The 25,550-nt window shown below is 56.7% G+C and carries 25 protein-coding genes and 1 pseudogene; 11 read left to right on the plus strand and 15 right to left on the minus strand.

The window, feature by feature from the left end; translation table 11 throughout:
* Positions 1-47: 47 nt before the first annotated feature.
* Complete coding sequence (locus QMK51_RS23740; protein ID WP_258697502.1) at positions 48-839, plus strand: IclR family transcriptional regulator; 792 nt, start codon at positions 48-50, stop codon at positions 837-839.
* 31 nt (positions 840-870) lie between these two features.
* On the opposite strand, the gene QMK51_RS23745 is transcribed toward QMK51_RS23740, so the two are convergent.
* The 7 genes from QMK51_RS23745 to QMK51_RS23775 form a co-directional block, all read right to left on the minus strand.
* Positions 871-3,429, minus strand: a complete 2,559-nt coding sequence (locus tag QMK51_RS23745) for a LuxR C-terminal-related transcriptional regulator (protein ID WP_258697503.1) — start codon at positions 3,427-3,429, stop codon at positions 871-873.
* A gap of 139 nt (positions 3,430-3,568) precedes the next feature.
* Positions 3,569-4,936 carry a DUF1329 domain-containing protein gene (locus tag QMK51_RS23750; RefSeq protein ID WP_320392196.1) on the minus strand — a complete coding sequence of 456 codons (1,368 nt, stop codon included), beginning with the start codon at positions 4,934-4,936 and terminating at the stop codon, positions 3,569-3,571.
* Between the two features lie 23 nt (positions 4,937-4,959).
* Positions 4,960-6,753 carry a DUF1302 domain-containing protein gene (locus QMK51_RS23755; protein WP_320392197.1) on the minus strand — a complete coding sequence of 598 codons (1,794 nt, stop codon included), beginning with the start codon at positions 6,751-6,753 and terminating at the stop codon, positions 4,960-4,962.
* A 549-nt stretch (positions 6,754-7,302) separates the two neighbouring features.
* Entirely contained in the window at positions 7,303-8,214 is a 912-nt protein-coding gene (locus QMK51_RS23760) for an SDR family oxidoreductase (protein WP_320392198.1), read from the minus strand.
* Positions 8,215-8,324: 110 nt separating this feature from the next.
* The gene (locus tag QMK51_RS23765) at positions 8,325-9,227 is read right to left on the minus strand and encodes an alpha/beta hydrolase (protein WP_320392199.1); all 903 of its coding nucleotides are present in this window, start codon (positions 9,225-9,227) and stop codon (positions 8,325-8,327) included.
* Complete coding sequence (locus tag QMK51_RS23770; RefSeq protein ID WP_320392200.1) at positions 9,228-10,010, minus strand: class II aldolase/adducin family protein; 783 nt, start codon at positions 10,008-10,010, stop codon at positions 9,228-9,230. It lies immediately after the preceding gene.
* A 307-nt stretch (positions 10,011-10,317) separates the two neighbouring features.
* On the minus strand, positions 10,318-10,773 hold the full coding sequence (locus QMK51_RS23775) for a flavodoxin (RefSeq protein WP_320392201.1): 456 nt from the start codon (positions 10,771-10,773) through the stop codon (positions 10,318-10,320).
* A gap of 104 nt (positions 10,774-10,877) precedes the next feature.
* Here QMK51_RS23775 and QMK51_RS23780 point away from each other — a divergent pair.
* A pseudogene (locus QMK51_RS23780) lies at positions 10,878-11,353 on the plus strand (PAS domain-containing protein).
* Between the two features lie 54 nt (positions 11,354-11,407).
* Positions 11,408-12,013, plus strand: coding sequence for a hypothetical protein (locus QMK51_RS23785; RefSeq protein WP_320392202.1), 606 nt, complete (start codon positions 11,408-11,410; stop codon positions 12,011-12,013).
* Between the two features lie 3 nt (positions 12,014-12,016).
* On the opposite strand, the gene QMK51_RS23790 is transcribed toward QMK51_RS23785, so the two are convergent.
* The gene (locus tag QMK51_RS23790; protein WP_320392203.1) at positions 12,017-12,994 is read right to left on the minus strand and encodes a MerR family transcriptional regulator; all 978 of its coding nucleotides are present in this window, start codon (positions 12,992-12,994) and stop codon (positions 12,017-12,019) included.
* 192 nt (positions 12,995-13,186) lie between these two features.
* Between QMK51_RS23790 and QMK51_RS23795 the strand changes: the two genes are divergently transcribed.
* The 7 genes from QMK51_RS23795 to QMK51_RS23825 all read left to right on the plus strand — a co-directional run bounded on the left by QMK51_RS23795 (position 13,187) and on the right by QMK51_RS23825 (position 17,739).
* Positions 13,187-13,756 (plus strand): antibiotic biosynthesis monooxygenase, encoded by a 570-nt coding sequence (locus tag QMK51_RS23795; RefSeq protein ID WP_320392204.1) that lies wholly within the window; start codon positions 13,187-13,189, stop codon positions 13,754-13,756.
* Between the two features lie 155 nt (positions 13,757-13,911).
* Complete coding sequence (folM, locus tag QMK51_RS23800) at positions 13,912-14,622, plus strand: dihydromonapterin reductase (RefSeq protein WP_320392205.1); 711 nt, start codon at positions 13,912-13,914, stop codon at positions 14,620-14,622.
* A gap of 22 nt (positions 14,623-14,644) precedes the next feature.
* Positions 14,645-15,220, plus strand: a complete 576-nt coding sequence (folE, locus tag QMK51_RS23805) for a GTP cyclohydrolase I FolE (protein WP_258697513.1) — start codon at positions 14,645-14,647, stop codon at positions 15,218-15,220.
* Positions 15,221-15,222: 2 nt separating this feature from the next.
* Positions 15,223-15,594: a dihydroneopterin triphosphate 2'-epimerase gene (gene folX, locus QMK51_RS23810; protein WP_258697514.1), complete on the plus strand. Its 372-nt coding sequence runs from the start codon at positions 15,223-15,225 to the stop codon at positions 15,592-15,594.
* A 68-nt stretch (positions 15,595-15,662) separates the two neighbouring features.
* Positions 15,663-15,959 (plus strand): DUF1244 domain-containing protein, encoded by a 297-nt coding sequence (locus QMK51_RS23815; protein WP_320392206.1) that lies wholly within the window; start codon positions 15,663-15,665, stop codon positions 15,957-15,959.
* Positions 15,952-16,290 carry a HopJ type III effector protein gene (locus tag QMK51_RS23820; RefSeq protein WP_258697515.1) on the plus strand — a complete coding sequence of 113 codons (339 nt, stop codon included), beginning with the start codon at positions 15,952-15,954 and terminating at the stop codon, positions 16,288-16,290. The genes QMK51_RS23815 and QMK51_RS23820 overlap by 8 nt, the downstream gene beginning before the upstream one ends.
* A 198-nt stretch (positions 16,291-16,488) precedes the next feature.
* Positions 16,489-17,739: an aspartate aminotransferase family protein gene (locus QMK51_RS23825; RefSeq protein WP_320392207.1), complete on the plus strand. Its 1,251-nt coding sequence runs from the start codon at positions 16,489-16,491 to the stop codon at positions 17,737-17,739.
* Positions 17,740-17,923: 184 nt separating this feature from the next.
* Here the strand turns inward: QMK51_RS23825 and trxB are convergent, their stop codons facing one another.
* Positions 17,924-18,880 (minus strand): thioredoxin-disulfide reductase, encoded by a 957-nt coding sequence (trxB, locus tag QMK51_RS23830; RefSeq protein WP_320392208.1) that lies wholly within the window; start codon positions 18,878-18,880, stop codon positions 17,924-17,926.
* Between the two features lie 315 nt (positions 18,881-19,195).
* Between trxB and cysZ the strand changes: the two genes are divergently transcribed.
* Positions 19,196-19,960, plus strand: a complete 765-nt coding sequence (cysZ, locus tag QMK51_RS23835; protein WP_320392209.1) for a sulfate transporter CysZ — start codon at positions 19,196-19,198, stop codon at positions 19,958-19,960.
* 483 nt (positions 19,961-20,443) lie between these two features.
* Here the strand turns inward: cysZ and kwaB are convergent, their stop codons facing one another.
* From kwaB to QMK51_RS23865, 6 genes are all read right to left on the minus strand, one after another.
* Positions 20,444-21,427, minus strand: coding sequence for an anti-phage protein KwaB (kwaB, locus tag QMK51_RS23840; RefSeq protein WP_320392210.1), 984 nt, complete (start codon positions 21,425-21,427; stop codon positions 20,444-20,446).
* The gene (gene kwaA, locus QMK51_RS23845) at positions 21,427-21,978 is read right to left on the minus strand and encodes an anti-phage protein KwaA (protein ID WP_320392211.1); all 552 of its coding nucleotides are present in this window, start codon (positions 21,976-21,978) and stop codon (positions 21,427-21,429) included. Before kwaA ends, kwaB begins: the two co-directional genes overlap by 1 nt.
* 224 nt (positions 21,979-22,202) lie before the next feature.
* Entirely contained in the window at positions 22,203-22,853 is a 651-nt protein-coding gene (locus QMK51_RS23850; RefSeq protein WP_320392212.1) for an Eco29kI family restriction endonuclease, read from the minus strand.
* Complete coding sequence (locus QMK51_RS23855; protein ID WP_320392213.1) at positions 22,850-24,061, minus strand: DNA cytosine methyltransferase; 1,212 nt, start codon at positions 24,059-24,061, stop codon at positions 22,850-22,852. The genes QMK51_RS23850 and QMK51_RS23855 overlap by 4 nt, the downstream gene beginning before the upstream one ends.
* The gene (locus QMK51_RS23860; RefSeq protein WP_320392214.1) at positions 24,058-24,477 is read right to left on the minus strand and encodes a very short patch repair endonuclease; all 420 of its coding nucleotides are present in this window, start codon (positions 24,475-24,477) and stop codon (positions 24,058-24,060) included. Before QMK51_RS23860 ends, QMK51_RS23855 begins: the two co-directional genes overlap by 4 nt.
* Positions 24,478-24,711: 234 nt before the next feature.
* A complete protein-coding gene (locus QMK51_RS23865) occupies positions 24,712-25,515 on the minus strand; it encodes a hypothetical protein (protein WP_320392215.1) in 804 nt (267 codons plus the stop codon).
* Positions 25,516-25,550: the final 35 nt, after the last annotated feature.

Consider the following 25,550-nt stretch of genomic DNA (forward strand, 5'->3'; position numbering starts at 1 on the left):
CGTCAAGCTATAAAGACGCCCATTCGTCCCGGGATCACACCGCCTCCATGACCAGCGAAAGCAACGGTAAACAGAAAGTCCGCTCGGCCGAGGTCGGCACCGACATCCTCAAGGCGCTCGCCGAGCTGTCGCCCTCCACCTCGTTGTCGCGCCTGGCCGAACACGTGCAGATGCCGGCAAGCAAGGTTCACCGCTATTTACAGGCGCTGATCGCCAGCGGTTTTGCCGAGCAGAACCCCGCCACCAACCATTACGGTCTGGGCCGTGAAGCGTTGCGCGTAGGCCTTGCTGCGCTGAACAGTATGGACGTGCTGAAAGTCGCCGCCCTGCCCCTGGCCGAGTTGCGCGATGAACTGAACGAAACCTGTTTTCTGGCGGTGTGGGGCAATCAGGGTGCAACGGTGGTGCACATCGAACCGGCGGTGCGCGCGGTGACGGTGGTGACGCAATTGGGCTCGGTGTTACCGCTGCTCAGCTCCTCCACCGGTCTGGTATTTGGTGCGTTTCTGCCCAAACGCGAAACCATCGATTTACGCGAGCAGGAACTGCAAATCGGCACCGCTCATGCCTTGGCCGACGATCAGGCCTACGCGATGTTGTGCGAACAAATCCGCGAACGCGGCCTGCATCATGTGCATGGCTTATTGATGCCGGGAGTGGATGCATTATCGGCCCCGGTGTTTAACGCAGTCGGTCAAGTGGCGGCAGTGATGACCATTGTCGGCCCGACCTCATTGTTCCACGCCGACGAGAACGGCCCGGCGGCGCAACAATTGCTGGCGGCAACCCGAGCCGTGAGCTGGCGGATGGGTTATCAGAGCGAAGACGCCTGTCGTTAATGCGATTGACGTCGATACCACGTCTTACACGTTACTCCCACAATCCCAACAGCTTGGCTTTGGCTACCGCCTGGGTTCTGCGCTCGACGCCCAACTTTCCATGGATGCGTCGGGCATGGGTTTTCACTGTATGCAATGAAATGAACAATGTATCGGCAATCTGCTGATTGGAATTACCCAGGGCAATCAACTTCAGCACTTCCAGCTCACGCTGGCTGAGTGGATTGGACTGTTGCGGGGTTACATCACTTCCAGCGGGCGATCCCGACGCAGTCAATGCCTCGAGCAATGGTGCCTGACGCAGACGTAACTCGTGCAACACCTGATGCCCCTGAAAACGCGCGACCATGCGCAAGCCTTCGCGCAGTGCCTCAATGGCCTGCAGGGTGTCGCCACTCAGCCATAACACCTCCGCCATGACCAACTGCAGTTCGGTATCGAGCGCATGCATCCCGCGTTCCCGGGCATGCGCCAACAGAGACTGAAGGGAGGCCAGCGCCAGGGCATTGGCCGGTCCGCTCTGAACCTCGGCCAATATCAACAAGTACTCGATCCGCGGAATCAACTCCAGTGTCGCCGGTGGTGCTTGCCGCGCCCCAGGTCCACGATAGTGTTTGAGCACTCGGCCCAATGCCTCATGCGCCAATTCCGGGCGGCCTTGTTGCAACCAGAAATGGCTACTGACTTGCAGCAGAACGCTACGGTAGACGGTGTCGGGAATGTGCCGCTGTTGCATCAAACGCTCAGCGTCGCGCAACCGGACAAACGCCTGGGCGTAATCGCCCTTGTTTGCAGCCAGTTGCGCCTGACCGAGAAACCCATACAGCACCCGCTTGTCGTGGTTGCGCAAGCAATCGTCCAGGCCTGCCTGAAAGAACTCGGCAGCGCGCTCGTCTGCGCCCAGGCACAGGGCCAGCCGCCCACGACGCAACGCAATTCGTCCCAGCAAGGGTGCAGGTAGATCCGATCGCTGACGAAGCAACTCATCGATATTGCAGAGCAGACTTTCAGCACGCGTCGCCGCGCCCCGTTGTTCCAGCAATTGCGCATGATCGAGTTCCATCAGGCCCTCAAACACCAGCGAACCTTGCGCCCGCGCCAGGCACAACGCCTCGCGGTTATGGGCTTGCGCTACGTCGAGTTCGCCCCTTAGCAGGGCCTGTTGCGTCAGACCGGACAAACACATCAGCCGCGCCGTCCAGCATTCGGGATCGAGTGCGCTCAACGCGTCAAGAAAGTGCGCGCGCGAAGTCTCCATGCCCCCCTGCAAATGCAGTAACCAACCCTGCAGGGACTGCCAGCGTGCAATCAATTGACACTGAAGCACTGCCGAGGGTTGGGGCGTGAAATGCGCCAAACGAGCGATGCAGGCGCTCGCCTGTTCGAAACGTCCGGCGAACAACAGCGCGGCCGTAATCAATCCGACCAACTGCGGACTGCCCAGCGTCAGCTCCTCGCCTTGCTGCTCATGCAAACGCAACAGCAGCACCACCGTCTGCTCCTCGAACAACTGCTCGAAGCTGAAGTGCTGCAACAGGCTGACTGCCACTTCGTACTCCTCGGCGAGCAAGGCCTGTTCGAAGGCCAACTTCCAGTCCTGTTCGGCACAGAACCACTGGCAGGCACGCCGATGCCAGGAGCGTCCCGCCGGCCATTGCTCATCGCGCAACAACTGGGTGAAGGGGGTGAAAATCTGTAGCCAGTCGGTGGAATCGCGCCAGGGTTCGATAAAACAGCCCAGTGCCTGCAAGGTCCTCAGGTACTGCGCGCCCTCCCCGGCCCCAAACAGGTGGTCGCACAGCCGGGCATTGAAGCGCGGCAAATGGGCCAGCACGCGCCAGGCCTCGCTCAACTCAGGCGTCAGTGAGCTGAATAATTCGTGCTCCAGATAATCGAGCAAGGTCTTCGTCCGTCCCTGGGGGTTGTCCTGACGCGACCAATCGCATTTTTGCAGCAGCGCTATCCGCACGCCGGCACACCAGCCACCGGTGCGCTGCAAAATATTTCCGGCCACCTTGTCGGCCTGTACCGAAGGCAGGTGAAACAAAAACTGTGCAATCTCTCCCTGCGTGAGCGCCAGCGTCGCGCCTTCGCACTCATATAACTCGTCATCGAGCAGCAACCTTGGCCAGTTGCAGGGCGGCCGGCGGCGGGCCCCCAGCCACCAGGTCAGCATCGGACTGCTGATCGCCAGCATGCGATCCAGTAGCTGATCCAGTTCCGGGTTCGGGAGACGGCAGTAGTCATCGAGAAACAGCCAGGTCGGTGTCTGCAACCGCGCCAGACAACCAAGCAACTCGGCTTCGTCCGTCGAAGCCAACCCCAACGTCCCTGCCAGGCGATGACGAAAATCCGCCGCGCTCGACGCCACGCCAGACAACGGCAACCAATGCACCCGGCATTGGGTTGGCGCCTGCAACAGGCATTCGGCGAGCAGCGCAGTCTTGCCACTGCCGGCGGGCGCGCAGAGCAATTTCACCCGTGCCGTGGAGGCCAGTAACGGCTCGATCAAGCGAGCCCGTGACAGGTGATGGGAGGAAAGTCTGGGCAAGAATCCGGGGCGATCCAGACATGCAGTCATGGCGGTCATCGGGTGAGCCTTTTTATAGTTGTGAGATCACCCTAGCCCTCTCCAGCCAGCTTGTTGACGAGTATTCAGCGCGCTGATTGGCAGCTATAAAAAAGGCGACCGTATGGTCGCCTTTCGCTCAGCCAATGTATCAAAACCCTTACCGAACACCCTCGGCGCGCAGGGCCGACGGGGTGTAGTCGGCAGACTTGGCGTCGAAGCCGAATTCGAAACTGTGCTTCTCTTCGTTCTTCATTCCCAGGGCAATGTATCGGCCAGCAATGATGTCGTAGAGCGCCTCGAGGGTGTAGGCCGGAGTCTGGTGATCGTAGTAGTACTGGGCGTGACCTTCGGCCACTCGCCACAGTTGGCCACGACCGTCGTAGTGATCCACCAGCGCCACTTGCCAGCTGTCTTCGTCGAGGTACATGTGGCGTTTGGCGTAGATATGCCGCTCGCTCGGCTTGACCGTGCCGACCACTTCCCAGACCCGGTGCAACTCGTAGCGGGTCAGGTCCTGGTTGATGTGTCCGGCCTTTACCACGTCATCGTACTTGAGGCTCGGCGAGTCGAGTTTGTAGCTGTTGTAGGGGATGTACATTTCCTTTTTGCCGATCAGTTTCCAGTCGTAGCGATCCGGCGCGCCGGAAAACATGTCGAAGTTGTCCGACGTGCGCAAGCCGTCAGCGGCGGTGCCCGGCCCGTCGTAAGCCACTTGCGGCGCACGACGCACACGGCGTTGACCGGCATTGTAGATCCACGCCAGACGCGGCTCTTTCACCTGGTCGAGGGTTTCGTGCACCAGCAGTACGTTACCCGCCAGCCGCGCCGGAGCGGTCACCGACTGTTTGAAGAAGGTCAGTACGTTGGCGGCTTTGTCCGGGTCCAGTTCCTTCATCAGTTGCGGTACGGCGATCTCTTCCTCGAAGCGGATCGGCGTGTAGCTGCCGTTGGTTTGCGGGGTCACCTGGGTGATGATGCGTCGCAGGTTGCCGCCGTGGTAGCGCGTGATGTGGTTCCACAGCACCTCGACGCCATTCTTCGGAATCGGGAACGCGTAGTAGCGGTTGCCGGTGAAATTGGCCAGGCCGTTACCGTCGTTGATGCTGGTCACGTTCAGCGCACTGCGCTTGGCCGACTCGTAGATTTCCGGCGGTACGGCCACGGTACGGTGGGTCGGATAGACCGGGATCCTGTAGGTTTCCGGGTAGCGTTTGAACATCGCCACCTGACCGTCCGAGAGCTTGTCCTTGTACTTGTCGACGGTCGCGGCGGTGATGGTGAACAGCGGTTTTTCACTGGCGAACGGGTCGGCCAGAAAGCCTTTGCTGTCGACAGCGCCGGCGTTTTTCGGGATGCCGCCGGTCCATGCCGGGATCGAGCCATCGGCGTTGCCGGCCTTCTCGGCGCCCAGCGGCGTGAGTGTGGTGCCGAGCTTTTCGGCTTCTTGCGGCGAGACCGCCGCCATCACGTTGGCCGCCAGCAGGCTCAGGGCCAGGGCGCCGCATTGCAGAATCATCTTGCGCATTTAAATCATCCTTCTCAGCCAGATCAGAAGTTCACGCCGAAGCTCAAGGCCACGAAGTCGCGGTCAGTCAGGGTGTTGTAGTCCCCGCCGAAAAAGTCGGTGTAACTCAAGCTCGCGGTATAAGTGTTGCGGTAGTCGGCATCGACACCGACGCTGATGGCCTTGGCGCCTTCGTTGAACAGGCCGTTGGGGCCGTAGCCGCTGACGTCATGGGACCAGGACAAGTTGGGTTTGAGGTTGATCCCGCCGATCACGTTGGCGTAATCGAGGATCGCCCGGGCACGGTAGCCCCAGGAGGTCGAGGTGACGAAGCCGTCGGTATCGCCGCCAAAACCGTACTGGCCGTAGACCGAGTCACGGCCGTAACGCAGCTTGGTCTTCGACTCCAGACCACCGACCCGCACCACCGCCGCTTCACCGACCAGGGTCAGGCGTTCGGCGCCCAGCACTTGATCGAAGAAGTGCGTCAGGGTGCTTTGCACCTGAGTCACTTCCTTGCGGCGGTAACCGGTGTTGTTGGCACCTGCCGTGGTGGCGATAGGCGATGCGGCGCCGCCGGCGATCGGGTTAAGCAATGCCAGGGTCAGGTCGTTGGTGTTGACCTGCACCGGAGCGTTGGGCCGGTAGCTGATTTCGCCAGTCCACGCCGTACCGGTAGGCAGGGTGGTGGAGAAACTCGCACCGTACAGGCGAATGTCTTCCGGGTATTCGAGGTAGTACTGGCCGCGTCCGAGCATCACGCTTTGGGCCAGACCCGAACCGCTGCCCGGGGCCAGACGGTTGGCGGTGCTGACCATGCCCGGCAGGCTGGCCAGTGTCGACAGCCCGGCGGTGGTGGTGCCGACGGTCGGTGTGCGACTGTGGTAGTTCATGAAGTAGAGGCCATATTCGGTGTCGTCACCGAGCCAGCGCAAGGCCGTGCCCCATTGCCCCGAATCCCGCGCATCGCGGTCGCCGCCACGGGGAACGACCACGCCCTCGCGGGTCACCTGGATCGGTTGACCGAAGGCCGATGCCAAGGGCGCCAACGGGGCAATCGCCGGACTGCCGACGGTGTAGTTGTTGTTGCAACCATCCGCCACCACGTCGTTACCGAAGAAGGTGCCGCAGTTGTCGACGACGGTCTGGTCCCACTCCAGTTGGTAGAAACCTTCCACCGTGAGTTGATCGGTCAAGCCCTGGGAAGCGAACAGCATGTTGACCGGAATCAGACCTTCCTTGATCTCCGCGCCAGGACGCCGGAACGCGGAAACGTCGATCGGGTTGATGCTGTTGATCGAGTTGCCGATGAAAGTACTTTCACCCCAACTGACCACCTGCTTGCCAGCGCGCACGGTGCCCGGCAGATCGGCAATCGAATAGTTGTGATAGATAAACGCATCAAGGATCTGCGCGCCCGAAGACTTCGCGCCTTCCTTGCGACCGCTGTCGCTGATCTGCTTGAACTCGCGGTCTTCGTCCTTCAACTCGAAGTCGTACCAGTACTTGCCACGGACGAACACACCCGTGTCGCCGTACTTCAATTCGAGGTCGTGGATGCCCTTGAAGATCTTGGAGAAGGTTTCGCCTTTCTTGAAGTTCAGGCGTCCGTCATCACCGGTCGAAGACTGGCCGGTGCCGCCGTTGACGGTGCCCACCAGAGACTTGTCGGCATCGCGCATGCCCCAGCTCGCGCCGACGGACAACGAAGAATCGAACTGCCCCTCGATTTCGCCGATGTTGAATGAAACAGCCTGCGCCTGGGCACAGCAACCCAAGGCCACCGCAGCGGCCAGCGCCTGCGGTTTGAAGATGGCGCGCATTGTTGTTTTTGTCATGCGTCTTCCCCGGTGAGTGACAGAAGGCCCCACCCTACTGCCGCTGGCTGGGAGCGATAAGCGCACCAAGGAGGTATTCGTGGTGTACCTCTAAAGGATGAATGCCCGCATGGGATGGCGGTTTGCGCGGGGTATGGATGAGCTGGATGGGGGGTTATCAATACAGCGCATGGGACTGGGTGAAGCCGGGGGGTGTAGCTGCTGCCGAAGGCGGCTACAGGGGTCAACCTGAGACTGTTGCTCAGCCTGCAACAGTGCATGTCTGGAATCGCTATTTTTCCTTTGTACTCAAGGCCTTATTCTTGCCGGGCTTTCACGGCAAACGGCCGAAAGCACGAAGCGATGGAAATGATAGACACGCCCCATCGGCAACAGAATACAGATGATTTGAAGTGTATTTTTCGACTCATCGCCCCGTGTTCACTGACGTTGATCTATTGCTCCTTGATCCACGTCTTGCTTTGGCCGCTGCGTTTGCAGCGGCCTTTTTTATGGGCGAAAGATTTTAGGAGAGAGTCATCAAGGGGCAGATGGCAGGATGTCGCGCAATCAGATGGAATACTTCTGCAAGTTCTCCATCATTTCCTTCAACGCCTCAATATTGTCCTTCGGATGCGCCGCGCCTTCGAAATCACAAATCTGCTGCCAATGCGCCGCGACATCTTCCGGCGAAAACCCCACCCGTGGATCAAACCCGGCGCCCAGGCTGCGCTCCCAGCGCACCTTGCCCATCCAGCCGCCACCCACTTCGAACAACCCGGACGTTTCCTGACAATGCTCACTCGCCAGGTACACCACCAGCGGGCTGACCAGTTCCGGTTTGAGTTGTTCGAACATGTGCGGCGGGATCAGGCCTTCGGTCATGCGGGTGCCGCCCGTGGGGGCGATGGCGTTGACCAGGATGTTGTTCTTGCGGCCTTCGATAGCCAGTGTGCGGGTCAGGCCGTAGAGGCCGAGTTTGGCCATGCCGTAGTTGGACTGACCGAAGTTGCCGTAAATGCCCGAGGTCGACGCAGTGAAGATCACGCGGCCATAGTTTTGCTCGCGCATGTGTGGCCAGGCAGCGCGGGTGACTTTGTAGGCGCCTTCGACGTGAACGCGGTAAACAAGGTCCCAGTCGCTGTCGTCCATTTTGTGAAAGGTCTTGTCGCGCAGGATACCGGCGTTGTTCACCACGACATCGATACGACCGAACGTATCGAGGGCGTGCTGGACGATTTTGTCACCGTCGGTGACAGAGTCATGGTTAGCCTCGGCGGTGCCGCCCGCTTCGCGAATTTCCGCCACCACTCGATCGGCCGCCGACGCATTGGCGCCTTCACCTTGAGCCGAACCGCCGAGATCATTGACCAGCACTTTGGCGCCCTGTTTTGCGAACAGCAGCGCGTGCGCCCGCCCCAGACCGCCGCCCGCACCAGTGACGATCACCACTTTATCTTCGAAGCGCACAGACTCATTCATGGGGAATTCCAGCAAGCCAGGGAACAATGGAGCCGAGTGTCAGGCACGGAGCTGCCGGTCACAATAAATACGGGTAGAGCTGAATGGTGCGCAATAAGACAGCGGGATAGTCAGGAACACGCCACTTTGAGCGGCGGGGACACCAGCCGATCGCGAAACTCCAGATAGTGCTCGAGCACCTGCGCCGGCGCTTCGATCTGTGGGTAGTGGCCAATCTCGTGCAGCAGGACGGTGTCCGGAGCGGGAATCAGTTGCCGATAGCGCGCCACCATGTGCGCGCCGGAAACCGGATCGACCTCGCCATCGATGACGCGCAGCGGCACTTCGCCGCGCTGCATGGCACCAACCCAGCGCTCACGCTGGACACGCCGCTGCGGGATATAGCTGATCAACTTGTGCATGATCCGTTGCCCGTGATTGCTGTCGACCAGGCTCCAGAAATCATCCAGTTCACTTTCCGTGGGCCGGGTCTGCGGACCGAAGATTTGCTGGAAACTCTTTACCAGAGCATCACGGTTAAAGGCTCGCCCGATCATCCAGCCCAAGGGGCTGAGCAGGAGTTTCTGTATCAACACCGCGCGATGGGTTTCGGGAAACAGTCCGCCATTGAGGAACACGCAACTGGCGACGTGAATACGCGCTTCGTAGTGCCGGGCCAACAGTTCCTGGGCCACGCTGTCGCCATAATCGTGTGCCAATACATGAACGGGTTGCTCGACGCTCAGATGCGCCAGTAAGGCCTGTTGCAGATCGGCCTGTTCCAGCAGGCTGTAGTCATGATTCAGCGGTTTGGCCGAATCGCCGAAACCAAGCATGTCGCAGGCAATCACTCGATAGCGCTGCGCCAGCGGCTGCCACAGGTAATGCCAGTCCCAACTGGCGGTCGGGAAGCCATGGATCAGCAACAGCGGCTCGCCCTGCCCCGCTGTCCAATAGCGGATGGTCTGACCGCGAAATACGAAGGTCTGGCCGCGTTTGCGCCAGACACACAACGGGATCTCGGCGAGTGCCATTTAGAGTTTATAACCCGGGTCTTGTTTATCGAGTTTGCGCAGCAGCGCCGGCCAGGCCAGCGCGCCACCCATCCCTTGAGCACTTTTGGTGACGCCGGCGATCATCGCCTTGGCACCCGCCAGAATCTGCGGTTCGATGGCGATCAGTTCTGCGCCACCGTTCTGCGCCAGCACCTGAATCTCGCAGGCGCGCTGGAAGGTGAACATCATCAGGAACGTATCGGCGATAGTGCCGCCACAGGTCAGCAGACCGTGGTTGTGCAGCATCAGGAAATTGTTTTCTCCAAGGTCGGCTTGCATCCGCGCCTTCTCTTCATGGTTCAGTGCAACGCCTTCGTAGGCGTGATAAGCCAGGCTGGAGAGGACGAACAATGACTGCTGGCTGATCGGCAAGATGCCCTGCCTCTGCGCTGATACCGCCACCCCTGCCGCCGTATGAGTGTGCAGCACACACACGACGTCATGACGGACTTCATGCACGGCGCTGTGGATGGTGTAACCCGCCGGGTTGATCTCGTAAGGGCTGTCCATCAACTTGTGGCCGGCCTGATCGACCTTCACCAGGCTCGAGGCGGTGATTTCGTGGAACATCAGCCCGAACGGGTTGATCAGGAAATCCTCAGTGCCCGGCACCTTGGCCGAAATGTGCGTGAAGATCAGATCGTCCCAGCCGTGCAGGGCGACCAGACGATAACAGGCAGCCAGGTCGACGCGGGTCTGCCACTCGGCAGCACTGACCTGGCCTTTTACACTGTGTGGCGATTGGGCGGGGGCTACGCTCACGGCAAGACCTCTGATTTTTATTTTTCTGGGTTCTTATCGTTTTACCGACGTTACAGCAGTCTAGTCAGCCCCCGGACTTCGTGTAGTTGCATTGGCAGCCAGCTTGATGGCCGAACGAGTCAGTGCGCGGGTGAGTCTGGATCCATGTCAAGGCACCCGCCCAATAAAGGCGCGTAGGCCTTAATGCCCGTAAGTTAAGTTAAGCCGCGCAAACTTGTGGGAGCGAGCCTGCTCGCGATGACGGCGGCACCTTCAGCATCAATGTTGCCTGACCCGCCGCTATCGCGAGCAGGCTCGCTCCCACAAGTCAGCCCCGCAGAGCGCTGACGAGGTTCGCCAGCCAAGGTTCGGCGTCGGTTTCCGGGGTCACGGTTTCGCTGGCGTCCAGGCGCAGCATCGGCAGGATTTCGCGCACGCCCAATTCGCCGAACAACTCGCGCATTTGCTCGCCGCCGCCGCAGAACGTATCGCCATAACTCGAGTCGCCCAAACCGATCACCGCACCCGGCAAACCGCGCCAGCCGGCGGGCAATTGATCGCGGATCATTGAATACAGTGGTTGCAGGTTGTCCGGCAACTCGCCCATGCCAGTGGTCGAGGTCACCGCCAGAAATGCTTCGGGGCCAAACGCCAGAACATCAGCGAGTGTCGCGCGCGGGTTGTGCCAGGTTTCAAAACCGGCGACGTTCAAAATGCTTGCAGCGTGGCGGGCAACTTCTTCAGCCGTGCCGTACACCGAGCCGGAAAGGATGGCGACTTTCATCAATCTGATCCTGAAGCTGAGTAAAAGACCGGGAATATTAACAGCACGGCCCTCATTGATCTTTTAGAATGCAGCGTATCAATCCATACGCAAAGGACTCTGCGATGATCAATGCCTCACTACTGCAAATGGTGATCGAAGCCTCCAACGACGGCATCGTGATTGCTGAAAAGGAAGGCGAGCAGGACAACATCCTGATTTACGTCAACCCGGCATTCGAACGCCTGACGGGTTATACCAGCGAAGAAATCCTCTACCAGGATTGCCGTTTTTTGCAGGCAGGAGACCGGGATCAGTCCGCCCTCGCCTTGATTCGCCAAGCGTTGGATAATGACGGTTCCTGCCGGGAAATCCTCAGGAATTACCGCAAGGACGGCACACCGTTCTGGAACGAACTGTCGCTTTCCACGGTAAAAAACCCGCACGACGGACAGACCTATTTCGTCGGGGTGCAGAAAGACGTCACCGGGCAGGTCAAGACGCAGCGGCGAGTCGCGCAACTGGAGGCGCAATTGGCCGAGGTACAGGCTGAACTTTGCGCACTCAAACGACGAACGGCTCAAACCAATCTGCGAATTAACGGTCATTTACTACAATCACCGATGACTTTGTAACTATTCCTTTCGAGCAAATCATGCAGCGCGACGCACTCCTGACCCAGGATGAGCTGGATTTTATCCAGAACATGCAGCACAACCCGCAACTCAATGTGCGGGATGCGACTTCGAGCCTGCTCGTCAACGGCGGTTCGCAGATTCGTGACTTGCTCACACGCCTGGCCGCTCATGAGCAAGTCACCATCCAGGCCAATTTCGAAAATCAGCAAATGACCTTCCCGCTGCACCTGGTGGAAGATGAATTCCATGCGATGCATCTGCGCCTCGGTGTCCCCAGCATCTATGAAGACGGGCCGATGATTCGGCCATGGCGCCTGGCGCTCGAAGAGCCAGTGGCGCTGGAGAATGCCAAAGGACAACCCGGCACGATGTGGGTGCACGAAATATCGTTCAAAGGGGTTTTGCTTGAAGTCCGCAACAAGACCAAGGCGCCCAAGCACTTCGCGTTGTGGTTCAGCCCGTCAGGCTATGAGCGGATTGCGTTGCGCGGCACCTTCGAGCGTGAAACCGAGCAGGGTTTCTACGCTTACGGGTTGAGCCAGAGCGACAAGGATGAAACCGAACGTCTGCGTCAGTACATCCTTCAGCAGCATCGCCTGACTCATCCCGCACTGCATCTCTGAATCTCAGTTATCCAGATTCCCCGCCAGGAACTGTTTCAGACGCTGGCGCATCAACACTCCCTCGTTTCCCAGGCAACCGATCGACGATCCGGCCAGGCTCTCCTGCGCCAGGTCCGATGCATCCCCGGCCAGCAACACCTGACAATCCAGGCTCATGGCCAGACGGTTCAAACGTCGAGGCAGTTCGGCGGCAGGTGCGTGATTGGAAACCAGCACCAGTGCCTTGGGCTTGATCTTCTCGCAGACCAGGATCAACTCGTCGAAGGGCTGACCGATCGCCAACAGCTGAATAGCCGAATCGACGCTGCTCAGATACAGCGCCGTGACCAGTACATCAAGTTCACGACATTGATCGGCCAGGGTGCAGACAAGCACTCGTCGCGGTTCCATGACACGTACCAGCAGCAGGCGTTGCAACACTCGAGCACGCAGAAAACCATCCAGAAAAAGCCACTCGCTGGCCTGACCGAACGCTTCATGGCGTTGTAGCAGTTGCTTCCAGATCGGAATCAGAATGTCCTGAAACAGCACCGTCAGCGGGTACCTGGAAAAAATCTGACCGTAGACTTGCTCCAGTCGAACTTCGTCAAAAACGCTCACCGCCGCCTTGACCTGCTGCTGCCATTGGTCGCAGTCAGCCTGAGCGAGTTCGTTGGGAGAGGTCTGCACCAGCACCTTGAGCGGTTCGGTCTTGGCCAGTATCTTGCCGACCTTGCTGACTGCGACACCGCGTTCGATCCAGCCAACGATGCTGCGAACCCGCTCGATATCGGTCAACGAATACAAACGATGCCCACTTTCGGTGCGCGTGGGCTGTATCAGACCGTACCGTCGCTCCCATGCTCTTAGTGTGACCGGGTTGACTCCCGTCAGGCGCGCAACCTCACGAATCGGAAACAGCTCTTCTCGAATCAGGGAGGTACTGGTGGGAAAGCTAGGCGCAAGGTTGCTCAGCACAGGCATCTTTGAATCTACATCCATGTATAAATTTGGATATATTATAACTCTCCTGCCCCGACAGCATTCAACACGTTGTTGAAAGAAGCAGGCACTGATGTCCATGGCATAATCAGGAATAATCCTTGCTTGTCCCGAGATGCAGCCCACCACCCCGGCGCTGTGTCTGGCGAAGCTCTTATCCGGAGCGACGCGTTAGTAATATGGAGATACACAATGTCTACTTCACCCGTCACGCTGATGGTTGCGCGCCGCGTCGCCGATGGGCGTTATCAGGACCTGATGGCCTGGTTGCGCGAAGGCGAACAACTGGCCACCGACTTCCCCGGTTATCTCGGCTCTGGCGTGCTCGCTCCGCCGCCCGACGATGACGAATTCCAGATTATCTTCCGCTTCGCCAACGAGCAGACCATGCACGCCTGGGAGCATTCCGCGTCGCGTACCGCCTGGTTGGGGCGCGGCAGCGATCTGTTTGCCCATCCCTTGGAGCATCGGGTCAGTGGCATCGATGGCTGGTTTGGTGCGGTCGGCCAACGCCCACCACGCTGGAAACAGGCCGTGGCAATCTGGCTGGCATTCTTCCCGGTGTCCCTGTTGTTCAACTTCGTCCTGGGGCCCCTATTGGCTGAAACGGGTTTGCTGACCCGAGTATTCGTCAGCACCCTGTGCCTGACGCCACTGATGGTTTACTTCTTCATTCCGCTATCGACCCGTCTATTGGCTAACTGGCTGCACAGTACACCGGCACATCCGTTGCCCGCCGAACCCTCAACCGAGCATCGCTGATCCCTCTGTGGCAGCGGGCTTGCTCGCGAAGACGGCGGCACAGTCAACATAGATGTCGCCTGACACACCGCTTTCGCGAGCAAGCCCGCTCCCACAATAGGTGTACGCCTCCCGTCGCTGGTATAGTTTTGCTCTAACCGCGACGCGAGCCGTTCATGACCTCTTCCGCAGCCCCAATCCTCATCACCGGTGCCGGCCAGCGTGTCGGCCTGTACTGTGCGCAGCGTTTGCTCGAAGACGGCCATCCGGTAATCTTCAGCTACCGCAGCGAACGCCCCGGCGTAAAGACTCTGCGCGACTTGGGAGCGATTGCGGTGTTCGCGGACTTTTCCAGCGAGGCCGGAATCTTCGCGTTCATCGGCGAACTTAAGAACCACACCGACAGCTTGCGGGCGATTGTCCATAACGCCTCCGAATGGCTGGCCGAAACCCCAGGTGCCGAAGTCGAAGCCTTCACCCGCATGTTCAGCGTGCACATGCTGGCACCCTACCTGATCAACCTGCACTGTGCCGACCTGCTACGGCGTTCAAGCCCCGCCGACATCATCCACATCAGCGATGACGTGACCCGCAAGGGCAGCCGCAAACACATCGGCTACTGCGCCAGCAAAGCCGGGCTCGACAGCCTGACCCTGTCCTTTGCCGCCAAGTTCGCGCCGGGCATCAAGGTCAACGGTATCGCGCCAGCCCTGCTACTGTTCAATCCCGACGACGACGCGGCGTACCGCGCCAGGGTCCTGGCCAAATCCGCACTGGGCATCGAACCGGGCAGCGAAGTGATCTACCAGAGCCTGCGCTATTTGCTCGACAACCCTTATGTCACCGGCACGACCCTGACCGTCAACGGCGGACGGCACGTCAAATAAGCCGCCCCCGCGAGGATGTCCCATGACGTTATCCCTGCCCCGGAACACGCTGTCCCAGAGCTATCGCGAGATCCTCGTCGGCCTCGGTGAAAACCCCGACCGCGAAGGCCTGCTCGATACGCCGGTGCGCGCCGCGAAAGCCATGCAGTACCTGTGTCATGGTTACGAACAGAGTGTCGAAGAGATCGTCAACGGCGCGCTGTTCGCCTCCGACAACGATGAAATGATCATTGTCGACAACATCGAGTTGTACTCACTGTGTGAACATCACATGTTGCCCTTCATCGGCAAGGCGCATGTGGCATATATTCCAACGGGCAAAGTGCTGGGCCTGTCGAAGATTGCGCGGCTTGTGGATATGTTCGCCCGCCGCCTGCAAATCCAGGAAAACCTCACCCGACAAATCGCCGACGCCGTGCAGCAAGTGACCGACGCCGCCGGTGTCGCGGTGGTCATCGAAGCCCAGCACATGTGCATGATGATGCGCGGCGTCGAGAAACAGAATTCGACCATGAACACCTCGGTGATGCTCGGTGCCTTCCGCGAGTCGAGCAACACCCGTCAGGAGTTCCTGCAATTGATTGGACGGAGCAAGTAGCAATGCCACAACTTCAACCAGGAATGGCACGCATCCGGGTCAAAAACCTGTGTTTGCGAACTTTCATCGGGATCAACGAGGACGAAATCCTCAACAAGCAGGATGTGCTGATCAACCTGACCATCCTGTATGCCGCCCAGGAGGCAGTGCGTGACAACGATATCGATCACGCGTTGAATTACCGCACCATCACCAAGGCGATCATCGCCCACGTGGAGGGCAATCGCTTTGCCTTGCTCGAGCGCCTGACCCAGGAGTTACTGGACCTGATCATGGCCAATGAGTCGGTGCTGTACGCCGAAGTCGAAGTCGACAAGCCCCACGCCCTGCGCTTCGCCGAGTCGGTGTCAATTACCCTGGCCGCAAGCCGCTGACAGCGTCTGGCGCATCGCTCGCCAGGCTTTTATCATCCGCGCCACGATTTGATTGCACAGAGCCCATCATGAACGATCAACAACGCCTGGAACTCGAAGCCGCCGCCTTTCGCCGACTGGTTGCCCACCTGGACAGCCGCAAGGACGTGCAGAACATCGACCTGATGAACCTCTCGGGTTTCTGCCGCAACTGCCTGTCCAAGTGGTACAAGGCCGCCGCCGACGAACGCCAGATCGACGTCAGCCTCGACGAAGCCCGCGAAGTGGTTTACGGCATGCCGTACGCCGAGTGGAAAGCCCAATACCAGAAAGAGGCCAGCGCCGACCAACAAGCGGCGTTCCTCAAAGGAAAACCCAATGAGTGATCTGAACACCCTGCGCGCCAGCCTCAAGAGCGGCGAACATGCTTTCGCCGACACCCTGGCGTTCATTGCCGCCGGTTACGACTATCAGCCTCAGTCGTTCAATAACGGCGGCGTGGAAAACGCGGCAGGGCAGAACGAAGGTTCGTGCAAGACCTTGGGCCTGGCATTGCTGGAAGGTCTGAGCAATGAAGAAGCACTGTTGGCGTTCGGCGAGCATTACCGTTCGGTGGTGGCCACACCTGAAGGCAGCGACCACGGCAATATCCGCGCGCTGATTGCCCATGGGTTGGCGGGTGTGAAATTCGCGCAGCAGCCGCTGACTCGCCGCTGATTAGCGAAGATCAAAATCAAAAGATCGCAGCCTGCGGCAGCTCCTACAGAAGCCTGCGATCTTTTGATCTTTGATTTTTCAATCCCAACACCACATCCCGACTTTTAAGATTGACCCGGCAACTTTATTTCGTTTGCCGGATACCACTGCTCGCGGCTTAGATAAAAAGAAGCATCCCTTCTTCTGAGTCCGGTATCCATGAGCAGCGAAAACATCAGTCGGTCGATCAACATCGTTCATCCCGTCACGCTCAGCCACGGCAAAAATGCCGAGGTCTGGGACACCGACGGCAAACGCTACATCGATTTTGTCGGTGGGATCGGCGTGCTGAACCTCGGCCATTGCCATCCGCGCATCGTCGAGGCCATTCGCGAACAGGCCACCCGCCTGACCCACTACGCGTTCAACGCCGCCCCGCATGTGCCCTACATCGAACTGATGGATCGCCTCACTGCGTTTATTCCGGTGGACTATCCGGTCAGCGGCATGCTCACCAACAGCGGTGCGGAAGCGGCGGAAAACGCCCTGAAGATCGTCCGTGGCGCCACCGGTCGCACCGCAGTCATCGCCTTCGATGGTGCCTTCCACGGTCGCACGCTCGCCACTCTGAACCTCAACGGCAAAGTCGCGCCCTACAAACAGAAAGTCGGTGTGCTGCCGGGGCCGGTGTTTCATCTGCCATTCCCCAGCAAAGACAACGGCGTGACCTGTGCCGAGGCCCTGAAAGCCATGGACCGTCTGTTCAGCGTCGAAATCGACGTTGATGACGTGGCCTGTTTTATCCTCGAACCGGTGCAGGGCGAAGCGGGCTTCCTGGCGATGGACGTGGAGTTTGCCCAGGCGCTGCGACGTTTCTGTGATGACAAAGGCATCCTGCTGATCGCCGATGAAATCCAGTCCGGCTTCGGCCGTACCGGCCAGCGGTTTGCGTTCTCGCGATTGGGCATTGAGCCGGACCTGATCCTGCTGGGTAAAAGCATTGCCGGCGGCGTGCCGTTGGGTGCGGTTGTCGGGCGCAAGTCGCTGCTCGATAACTTGCCCAAGGGCGGATTGGGCGGCACCTATTCGGGTAACCCCATCGCCTGCGCCGCCGCGTTGGCGACACTGGACGAAATGAGTGATGCACACCTGCACGCCTGGGGCACGCAACAGGAAGAAGCGATTGTCAGCCGTCATGAATCCTGGCGAGCCCGCGAACTGTCACCGTATCTGGGTCGCTTGACCGGCGTCGGTGCAATGCGCGGCATCGAGCTGATCAATGCCGACGGCACACCTGCCTCGGCACAACTGACGCAGCTACTGGCACTGGCGCGAGATTCGGGCTTGCTGCTGATGCCCAGCGGCAAGTCGCGCCACATCATTCGTCTGCTGGCGCCACTGACCACCGAGGCCGCCGTGCTGGAGGAGGGGCTGGATATCCTCGAGGCGTGCCTGAAGAAATTGGCCTGAGCGTTGAAGTCGACGCACATCCTGTGGGAGCGAGCTTGCCCGCGATAGCGATTTATCATTCAACATTAATGTCGCCTGACCCACCGCCATCGCGGGCAAGCCCGCTCCCACAGGTTTACTGCACTTTTCTGAAGGCACAAAAAAACCGGCCGAAGCCGGTTTTTTGCTTTCTACAGAATCAGAATCAAGCGTTCTGCAGATCATCGAGGTAGCGCTCGGCATCCAGTGCCGCCATGCAACCGGCACCGGCCGAGGTAATGGCCTGACGGTAAACGTGGTCAGCCACGTCACCGGCGGCAAAGATACCTTCGACACTGGTGGCGGTGGCGTTGCCATCACGGCCACCCTTCACAACCAGGTAGCCGTCTTTCAACGTCAGCTGACCTTCGAACAACGAAGTGTTCGGGGTGTGGCCGATGGCGATGAACACGCCGTCGACTTTCAGCTCGTCGAAGCTGCCGTCGTTGTTCTTCAGGCGAGCACCGGTCACGCCCATGTTGTCGCCCAGCACTTCGTCCAGGGTCGCGTTCAGCTTCAGGATGATCTTGCCTTCGGCAACCCTGGCATTGAGCTTGTCGATCAGGATCTTCTCGGCACGGAAGGTTTCGCGACGGTGGATCAAGGTTACGGTGCTGGCGATGTTGGCCAGATACAGGGCTTCTTCCACAGCAGTGTTACCACCACCCACCACAGCCACTGGCTTGTTGCGATAGAAGAAACCGTCGCAGGTCGCGCAGGCCGAAACGCCTTTGCCCATGAACGTTTCTTCCGACGGCAGGCCCAGGTAACGGGCACTGGCGCCAGTGGCGATGATCAGAGCGTCGCAGGTGTAAGTCGCGCTGTCGCCAATCAAGGTATATGGCTTGGCGGCGAAGTCCACGGCATTGATGTGATCGAACACGATCTCGGTTTCAAAGCGCTCGGCGTGCTCTTTCATGCGTTCCATCAGCGCCGGGCCGGTCAGGCCATGGACGTCGCCCGGCCAGTTGTCGACTTCGGTGGTGGTGGTCAGTTGACCGCCCGCCTGCATGCCGGTGATCAGCAGTGGCTTGAGGTTGGCACGGGCGGCATAGACCGCGGCGCTGTAACCGGCAGGGCCGGAACCGAGAATAATCACTCGCGAATGACGAACTTCAGACATGACCTGCTCCTGTTGACCGGCCCGAAACACTGGGCGCGGAACGCCGGATTGCCGGCGGGAATAAAAAAGGACCGTTGAAAGCACTTGGGGAAGGCTTGAGCTCGACAGTCCTGTAAAAAGAATGGGTGCAGCGTATCGAGGGGGCGAAGATTAAGGAAATACGGTTTAACAATCCAGCTCATAGGCGGTCTCTATTCCGTTGCAGTGAATTTATAGACGCCTTTGTTACAGTTAATGTCGATGCCGCTACCGCGCTTTCGCCCGTCAGGCAAAGCCGGTAAGGTCGGCGCGTTTTCCTCTTGCTCGGAGCACGTTATGCCCGCCCCTGTTCTGTCTGGCCCGCAATATTTGCGCGAGGGCCTCAAGCTGGTCCTGAGCCCAAGCCTGCGCTTGTTCGTGTTGTTACCGCTGGCGATCAACCTGGTGCTGTTCGTCGGATTGATCTATCTGGCCGGCCATCAGTTCAGCCTGTGGGTCGATACGCTGATGCCGTCCCTGCCCGACTGGCTGAGTTTTCTCAGTTACATCCTCTGGCCACTGTTCGTCGTGCTGGTGGTGCTGATGGTGTTCTTCACCTTCACCATGCTCGCCAACGTCATCGCCGCGCCGTTCAATGGCTTCCTCGCGGAGAAAGTCGAAGTGGTGGTGCGCGGCACCGACGACTTCCCGACCTTCAGCTGGGGCGAACTGATCGCCATGATCCCCCGCACCCTGGCCCGGGAAATGCGCAAACTCGGCTACTTCCTGCCAAGAGCCATCGGGCTGTTCATCCTGTCGTTCATCCCGGTGGTCAACATCATCGCCGCGCCGCTGTGGCTGCTGTTCGGGGTATGGATGATGGCGATCCAGTACATCGACTACCCGGCGGATAACCATAAGCTGGGCTGGAACGAAATGCTCGCCTGGCTGCGGCAGAAGCGCTGGCAGAGCATGAGTTTCGGCGGGAGTGTTTATCTGGTGCTGCTGATTCCGGTGGTCAATATTCTGATGATGCCGGCGGCCGTGGCGGGGGCGACGCTATTCTGGGTGCGTGAGCGTGGCGCGGAAAATCTGGTACGGAGCGCTGAGTCCATCAACTGAAGGTAACTGAGCTATTGTACGTACACGCATACACTGGACGCTTCCGTTGTCCTACAGCATCAGCAGTCATTGAGGAAAACTATATCCATGACCAACTTAGTCGAAAAATGCTATTCATGCGGAAAGCTTGGAAAATATTCGGTGATGCTAGCGATAACGGGGGACAGGGTTTACTTACCGAATCAAATAGTGCGTGAATGTGAGCCACCTCACCCTGGTTATGGCCCTGAGAGTTTTTGCCCCACTTGCATGCGGGCAATTGAAGACTCACTACGTGCAACCATTCTTTATCTCAGGTCCGAGAACAATCATTAAATATTAGCGATGCATAGTTATACCTCCGATACTTTTGTCACGATCTACAGACTCAGAGCATAAGGAGTATTGCCAATCAAGCGACGACCGATCTCATCTTAGTTTATAAACCACAGAAGACATTATAAACCGACCCTGCTAACAAGCAGGGTCAAGTCGTTGACAAACTCATATCGCCTCGGCAACGGCTTCTGCCACGACCGCTTCAATTGCATCTTTTGCCAAACTATCATAATATTTTTTAGTAAGTTCCGACTGAAGAAAATCGTCATTCAATAGCTTTAAAAATAACCCTTGAGACTTCTTCGTACGCAAACTGAACCGTTCGCCATCAGCTGTGAATTTGAATCGCCCACGTAATGCGGGGTGCGTACTCGCAAAACTGATAACTTCTGCATTGGGTATCAAATTTAGAACCGGCGACGCGCTTGCCGCCCTTACCAACTTTCTCGAAAACGAAATATCATCCAGCCGATCAGAAAACACCTGCACATTTTCAACCAAGTCGGCTTGCCTGATATTTTCAATGCCTTGGGCAGCTATATTCTTGATAGCATCATGAAACCCAAAAAAACGTTCCAGCGCCTTCAAGTCAAGAATATAATACTGACCACCTATCTTAAAAAATTCAAACTTCGCATTAATCTTCAACACATCTTCATCGAGCTTTTTGAATCTATTGCTACCCCGAGCACGCATCAAATTGAAGCCTGTATCTTTACGCAACAACGCAACAGGGTATTGATACTTATACAATGCCATCTGGTGCTCTGCATTACCCAGCAAAATCAATATCCCCTCAAGATTATTAAGCCTATCCTCAGTAAAAGAAAACTCGTCAAAGTCATCAGCCGCAATGATACTTCTCAGGTGTTGTAGCTCATCAGGGACGTCAGGCAGGTCATAGTGATAAACCGTTTCCCTGCGATCGTCGGCGCTCGAAAGCTCAATCAGGGAAAGATCATCATTCAAAAGAATTTTGTTCGTTATAGCTTCAACAAACATATTAGTTAATTCAGCCTGCGGAACCTCATCAACATCTGCCTTTTTTATCTGCATGCCATTGCCGGATTCTAAAAGAAAATAGATTTCAGCCCCACACCCATCGGCGATAACCGCCGATATCTGCGCTTTCAATTCATCTATAATCATTACGCTTTCCTTACGAAAAAGACTTTATCATCCAGGCCTAAGCGACTTATTTGGTCCCCCATAGCCAAGCGTTCTTTTGAAATAACTACTATGCCCTCTATCAACCCCACGCGCGTCTGCAAATTTACTTTATACACCCTAAAACCAAGGACCGCCAAAGTCGGATTAGCGTAAAACTTATCAGTTTTAATGTATATTACACCAATAATAAACAGCAACACACCCAGAGCAAGCAAGTACCTTACACTGGTCAAATTAAAACAAATTAAAGGAATGATGTAGGTTGTTAGAAACGTAAGATGCTCATAATTCACATCTTCGATTTTAACCACTCTTGCCGCAATGCTTTTACTTCCCGTGATACGATAATCAAAACGAAAATAATACACCGTACCGAAAAGTAAAAACACAAACGCAATTACAGAAATGATATTTCGCTTAAGCAAAGATGAAAAGCCGATAAACCTGCAGTCGCCGCCATAACAAAATGGAATATCAACGGTAACAATTATAATAAGAAGAAATAAAAACCATAACGAAAGTATATACAATTCAAACTTCTCACCACTCTCATTTATCCGCATTGAGTCATGATCCCATCGCTCGAGCTAGCTTATGACTAAGCAGCTCTCTCCACCGTATTCGATTGCGTTTAGATATCTATAGACCACCACGAGGCAACCCGCCATGAATACATGGCAGATTGCACTGGTTTTAAAATTAGGTGACTTAGTGATTGAGCGATGGCAAAGATATTAGCTGTCTGTATAAGCAGCTATTCACCTTCCGCTTTGATGAATTGAGTAGAAAGGCTTGGGGCTCGCTCACGAAGGTAAGTCGCAGCGTCGTCTGCAATGTCCTTCGCTTTCTCAGGCCGCTCAGCAAGATTCATTGCCCATGATCGCCCTGGATGTAACACGTCCCAGCGTGGACGCATCCCAGCATGGCGCCCCTTTCCAGGGTTGTGGTTGCCGAAGCCATCAATTAGCGAATTCCACACTGGGGTAAATCTCGCGATAATTAGTGATTCACCCAACGGAATCCAAATGTCGTCCACGACCAAAAAACGGCAATGGAAATCATCGATATTCAGGTTCTCAGCCGCACGAATGCTGTCAGCATGTTCCTTCAACCGTTTTTGAAGAACCTTTCCCGGTGATGAACCTAAATCGCCGCCCATTCGGGCACCGGCAGGAACAGCCTTGCCTACATAAATCGGCAGCATGAACTGCCCACTTTGATTCAATGACGCTAAACGCGCATATGCAGGAAAGTCACCGGTGTAGTAAATCGCGTACACCCCAGCCCCATCAAACGCAGGTAATACGCTGAGTGGGTGAACCTCCTTGGACAGCAACGCTTCGGCAACGCTGGCACCTAGATTTTTCTTGTCCAACGGATTGAATGGAATGACTTTGCCCGTCATGCGACGTTTACCACCTTCTTGACGGTTTTCTGAATGCGGATGATTTCAGCAATTGCCAATTTTTCCGCGACACTCGAAGCCACGTGCTGCCCCAGTAATACCGGAACCGCATTACCAAGCTGTCGCATCGTTTCGGACCAACTTCCATGGAAGCGGAAACCGTCAGGGAAGGTTTGAATGCGAGCGCTTTCACGAACAGTGAAATAACGCACATCGCCATTTGCCTTGACTAGCATGTTTTCGCCGCCCGGTACGCCATGGTCACCAGCTTTCAGAGTTTTGGCTGGTAAATCCAACGGGCTGCCCGTGTGACCGGGGTATGAGCGAGCACCGCCCTGAAACGTATGGTTAGGCACTTTCAGTGCTGCCTTGGTTTCAGGATCAGGAAGATCGGCAATAGCATCACGAACCGTTCGCCATGGCGCTTTATCCATGGGAAACAGATCGTTCTTCAGCTTACGGACACGTGACAAAAGTTTGGTAGGAACTTCTGGCATTTTGAGACCATGCCGAGCCCAGTATTCACCGGTAACCCACTGTGAGTGCAGCAAGGCATCGTAACTGTGAGTTTCTTCCGGGAAGGACCATTCAACTCCGAGGTCATCCCTAAAACCAACGATGAAGACCCGCTCCCGTTTCTGTGGCACGCCATAATCAGCAGCGTTCACAAGGGTTGGTACCACGTTGTAGGTATGACCTTTACCTTTGCGCTTACCCGAGGTTCGCTCGGCTTGCAGACGCATCAAATGATCATGCCAGCCCTCGTCCTTTCGACGTGGTAATTCTGGGAACTCAAGTTGGAGCAAAATGTACTGGTAATAATTTGCGAAAGCAGCCCGTGTCAGCCCCTTTACGTTTTCTACGATGAACGCTTTTGGCTTCAATGTGCGGATGATTTCAACAGTCGCGGGGAACATGTCACGACTGTCATCGTACGCCCCATGTTTACCGCCAATGGAGAATGGTTGGCACGGAGGACCACCAGCGAGCAACTCAATGCCTTCTGGAACACTGCTCCAGTCGAAACCACGTACATCACCTTCGTGTAGTTTCCAGTGCTGCACCAGGGGGTAGCCACGCTTCTGGTTTTCGCGAACGGTATCGCAAGCCCACTTATCCCACTCGACGACAGCCAGATGTGAAAATCCAGCTATTTCACACCCCATAGCAAGGCCGCCCGCACCCGCGAATAGCTCAACGGATTTCATTGCGTGTTCCCCCGACCAAGAAAGCCATTCAGCATTTTCTCTAGTGAATTCAAATCTTTAAGCTCGCATTCCCAAATCACAAGAACTTCCCATCCCAGTGACTTTAGCTGATGCAGCGTGCGTGTATCGCGGTCTCTGTTGCCTTCCAATTTTGGAATCCAGAAGTCCAACCGAGACTTAGGTAATCTTGCGAGTGGACAGCCATCATGTCGGTGCCAAAAGCATCCGTGAACAAAAATGACTTTTTTCTTGCCCTTGAAGATGATGTCCGGACTACCTGGAAGGCCACGGTCGTGAAGCCGATAGCGGTATCCCATCGAAAAAAGTAACCGACGCACCACCATTTCCGGCTTGGTGCCCTTTGACCTCACCTTCGCCATACGAAGGCTTCGGTCAGAAGGGGTCAGCGTGTCCACGAATCTTACCAGTCACAGGGGATTCATTCATTACCAAATGCTCCGAACGGGAAGCTATGCAGCACGCGATCAGGCGATGAAATGACACCAACCGCATGTACCTGCGGGGCTTCATACAACACGCTAGAACCTCGATGAAGCTCACGTCTCCCACAGCAATCTCACGAAAGGTATGAACCATCGTAGACACCTCATACCTGCGCCCAGCGCAAGAAGCTACCTTCGCTAACGGAGCTACTGTTGAGTCATCCAAGTAGGGATCGAGCCCGGCTCAATCAGCAAATAGCTCAGCGCGAGGAAACCTACGAGAAGAAAAAACCATGACCTTCCCGAAAAAAACATAGTGATTCTGGTCAGAAAGATCCAGAAACCTCTCAGGGGACCATAGCCACGCTGGTTCATCAGCGCCAAGTAGTGAAGCAGCGCAATACCGGTACAAACTAGTACAAAAAGAATCAGAGTCATGCCTGCCATCTGGCAGATCACTAGGGACCGCTCATAATCCGACAGGCTCTTCATGTAAAAGTCGGTGAATTTGAGCTGAGAAGCTAGTTGAGTGAACTTCGGGTCAAAGGAAGCTTTTGCTAGGTTCAGCAGAACACCACAACCGGCAAGAATGGCCATGGGAGCAGCGATGTACACGCTCCAACTGCTGGATGTGAATTGACCTTTAGCCAGCGACATCAGGGCTGCTGCAAGGCTGAAAGACAGCACAGACGACAACAGTACCCAAAGGTAATGATGGATAAGCTCGAAATGGATGGCGTATTGCCAGACCAGGAAGATCACTCCTAGTGCTAATGCGATCAAAATGACCACAGCTCCGCCGCTGTCGCTATTGCCCCCGCCATTTTGCTGTTTCACGACCACATTGGTGGTTATGAAATTCTGTGTCGTCTGAAGCACCGTGACAGGCTGATTTACAGTCGGAGGATTTGTAACCCCGGCAAACAAAGCTCCAAAGACCACGCCCATCAATGGCCCCCAAATCCACGCCTGCATCGTTGCATCTTTGATCAATTCCACAATTTCTTGCATTAGCACCTCACTGAGCTTCACGGTCGATAGATACT

Origin of the sequence: Pseudomonas sp. P9_31 (genome assembly GCF_034008235.1) — a bacterium.
In the GTDB taxonomy this organism is placed as follows: domain Bacteria; phylum Pseudomonadota; class Gammaproteobacteria; order Pseudomonadales; family Pseudomonadaceae; genus Aquipseudomonas.